The organism is Oleiphilus sp. HI0086, from assembly GCF_001635225.1.
Genome location: NZ_LWFZ01000623.1, coordinates 1 through 3,825, shown reverse-complemented (window position 1 = coordinate 3,825; position 3,825 = coordinate 1). Strand labels below are relative to the sequence as shown.

Here is a 3,825-nt window from a genome sequence, read left to right as displayed (position 1 = left end):
AGTACCTTAAAAGTGCTGACGAGATGTTGGCCTTATTCGAAGATATTCCCGAGGCCGTTGAAAACACGATAGAAATCGCTAAACGCTGCAATGTGGAAATTCGTTTGGGCGAGTACTTTCTGCCTCAATATCCCGTGCCTGAAGGCATGACAATGGATGAGTTTTTTCGCAAGCTTTGTCATGACGACCTGGATGAGCGCTTAAAAGTAATTTTGGCTAATTGTCCTGAAGACGAGCTTGAGGAACGGCGAAAACCTTATCTGGATCGCTTGAAATTTGAACTCGATATCATTCTTCAGATGGGGTTTCCCGGCTATTTTCTGATCGTAATGGACTTTATTAAATGGGCGAAGGATCATGATATCCCTGTTGGCCCGGGTCGTGGTTCAGGTGCTGGTTCACTTGTTGCATATGTATTGAAAATTACCGACCTGGATCCCTTGCAATACGATCTACTATTCGAACGTTTCTTGAACCCGGAACGTGTCTCGATGCCTGACTTTGACGTTGACTTCTGTATGGATGGGCGAGACCGGGTTATCTCTTATGTTGCTGATCATTACGGCAGGGATGCGGTATCGCAGATTATTACCTTTGGTACGATGGCAGCAAAGGCTGTGGTGCGAGATGTTGCGCGTGTGCAGGGTAAATCTTACGGTTTGGCTGACCGGCTTTCGAAGATGATTCCTTTCGAAATCGGCATGACTTTGTCAAAGGCGATTGAGCAGGAACCGACCTTAAAAACTTTTCTTGATGAAGACGAAGAAGCCCAGGAGATCTGGGAAATGGCTGTCTGTCTAGAAGGGATTACGCGTAACGTCGGTAAGCACGCCGGTGGTGTTGTTATCGCACCGACTAAACTGACAGACTTTGCTGCACTTTATTGTGATGAAGAAGGCGGTGGCCTGGTTACCCAGTTCGATAAAAATGATGTTGAAGATGCAGGCCTGGTTAAGTTCGACTTCTTGGGGCTTCGTACTCTAACTATCGTTGACTGGGCTTTGAAGATGATTAACCCTCGCTTGGCAGCGAAAGGTAAAGAGCCTATTAATATTGACCATATCCCACTGGATGATAGGCCCTCTTTTGAATTGCTGAAGTCAGCAGAAACAACGGCGGTATTCCAGCTGGAATCCCGTGGTATGAAAGACTTGATTCGTCGACTTCAGCCAGACAACCTTGAAGATATGATCGCACTGGTTGCACTATTTAGACCGGGGCCTTTGGAGTCAGGCATGGTTGATGACTTTATCAACCGTAAGCATGGGCGGGCAGAAGTAGCCTATCCTCATCCTGACTTTCAGCATGAGAGTCTGAAAGGCATTCTAGAACCGACTTACGGTGTTATTGTCTATCAGGAACAGGTTATGCAGATTGCACAGACCTTGGCAGGATATACGCTAGGTGGCGCGGATATGCTGCGTCGTGCAATGGGTAAGAAAAAACCGGAAGAAATGGCTAAGCAGCGCGATACCTTCCGTGAAGGTGCTGCGTCAATTGGTGTTGACCCAGACCTCGCCATGAAAATATTCGACTTGGTAGAAAAGTTTGCGGGCTATGGTTTTAACAAGTCTCACTCAGCGGCCTATGCGGTCGTTTCCTATCAAACATTGTGGCTAAAGACTCATTTTCCTTCAGAGTTTATGGCTGCGGTACTGACTGCCGATATGCAAAATACCGACAAGGTGGTGACCTTAGTCGAAGAGTGTCGTCAGATGAAAATCTCTTTGGTGCTGCCGAATGTCAATGTCAGTCAATATACCTTTACCGTTGATGACGATCTTCAGGTTGTCTACGGTTTGGGTGCCATTAAAGGCTTAGGGGAAGGGCCCGTTGAGAGTGTCTTGGAAGCCAGGGAAGAGGGCGGACCATTTAAAAGTCTGTTTGATTTTTGTGACCGGGTAGATTTGAAGAAGGTGAATAAGCGAGCTCTGGAAGCATTGATCCGAGCCGGTGCCATGGATTCGATTGGCCCGAGCCGCGCGAGGATGATGGAAAGTATTACCGAAGCAGTACAACGCGCTGACCAGAATGCCAGAAACCAAAATGCGGGTATGATGGATATGTTTGGCGAGGTTGTTCCTGACGAAGATGAGGATGTCTACGCAAGTTCAGAAGGTGTTCGTGAGTGGAGTGAAAAAGAGCGGCTAGGGCAGGAAAAAGACACCTTGGGCTTATACCTGACAGGTCACCCTTTTGATGAGTATGAAAAAGAGGTTAGGCGTTTTGCTCCGAACTCTATATTAAACCTTAAGTCCAGTCGTAATCGGACGACGGTAGTGGGTTTGATTGTTGAAATTCGGGTAATGAAGAATAAACGTGGCCAGACCATGTGCTTCGTTACTTTGGATGATCGTAGTGCACGAATTGAGGCGACACTATTTGCGGATACATTTGACGAGTGTCGCGAGGCTATTCAAAAGGATGAGGTGGTTGCTGTTTCTGGTGTAGTGAGTCTTGATGACTATTCCGGAATGCTGAAGATGCGAGTTAGCCAGGTACAAAGTATTGCTTCAGCGAGAATTAACTTTGCCAAGAATATCTCTATCAGTATTAGTCAGGCGCAGTGTGCTGACGGAATGCTAGAAAGCGTTAAGAGTAAGTTGGAACCTTATCGTTGTACTCAGCCAGTACCTGCTGCACCAGCAATGCTTGGTGAGGGGGCAATGGTGCGAGAAGAAGAGTCGCTTCAGCCAGCAGGTTGTAAGGTTGCCTTAAGCTACCAGCGACCTGATGTGAGTGCGGTTATCGAATTTGGTGATAGCTGGCGGGTTGAGCCTGCTGACGAATTGTTTCAAGAGTTAGAGTATTTGCTGGGTGAAGGGAAGGCGCAGCTCGTTTATTAGCCTCATATTTTTTTTATGTTGTGGCGGGATTTTCACTTATGCTGTCTGGTAAGGCGGCGAAAAAAAAGTAACAATAGCCCCCTCAAATCTAATGGAAGAGTCAGTTAGCCAGACTAAAGCGGTTTATTATGAATTTATACTACCTTGATTTTGAACAGCCCATTGCAGAGCTGGAAGAAAAAATAGAAGAACTTCGCTTGGTCGGCAGTGATCAGGAGCTCAATATTCAAGAAGTGATTGAGCGTCTTGAGCATGAATGCGAGATTCGTACAAAAGATATTTTTGCGAATCTTAATGCTTGGGATGTCGCGCGCTTGGCTAGACATCCAAAGCGTCCTTATACGCTTGATTACATTGAGCAGATTTTCACAGACTTTGATGAGTTGCATGGTGATAGAACTTATGCTGATGATCAGTCGATTGTAGGTGGTATTGCTCGGCTTGAAGGGCGTCCAGTAATGATTATTGGTCATCAGAAAGGGCGCGAAGTTAAAGAAAAGGTCAAGCGTAACTTTGGTATGCCCCGGCCAGAGGGTTACCGCAAGGCTTGTCGCCTTATGGAGCTAGCTGAACGTTTTTCCTTGCCTATTATCACCTTTATAGACACGCCAGGTGCCTACCCGGGAATTGGTGCTGAAGAGCGCGGCCAAAGCCAGGCGATAGCTCATAATCTAGCTGTCATGTCTCGGCTTAAAACGCCAATTATATCCACTGTTATTGGTGAAGGTGGTTCTGGTGGCGCGCTGGCTATTGGTGTCTGTGATCGTCTAAATATGCTTCAGTACTCAACTTATTCTGTTATTTCCCCTGAGGGTTGTGCCTCCATTCTGTGGAAAAGTGCTGAGTATGCAGCTGATGCGGCTGAAGCGATGGGGGTTAACGCTCAACGTCTGAAAGAATTAGGTCTGGTTGATGGCGTCATAGAGGAGCCTTTAGGCGGTGCACATAGAAATATGCCCGAGATGGCTACTCAATTGAA

General features: G+C 46.7%; 2 protein-coding genes. Both read left to right on the top strand.

Annotated elements, in window-relative coordinates:
- Nucleotides 1-2,846: DNA polymerase III subunit alpha (gene dnaE / locus A3756_RS07900; RefSeq protein ID WP_082865146.1), on the top strand; the 2,846-nt coding region annotated here is incomplete at its 5' end.
- 128 nt (nt 2,847-2,974) lie between these two features.
- A partial coding sequence (accA, locus tag A3756_RS07895) for an acetyl-CoA carboxylase carboxyl transferase subunit alpha (protein WP_068553258.1) occupies nt 2,975-3,825 on the top strand: 851 nt, incomplete at its 3' end.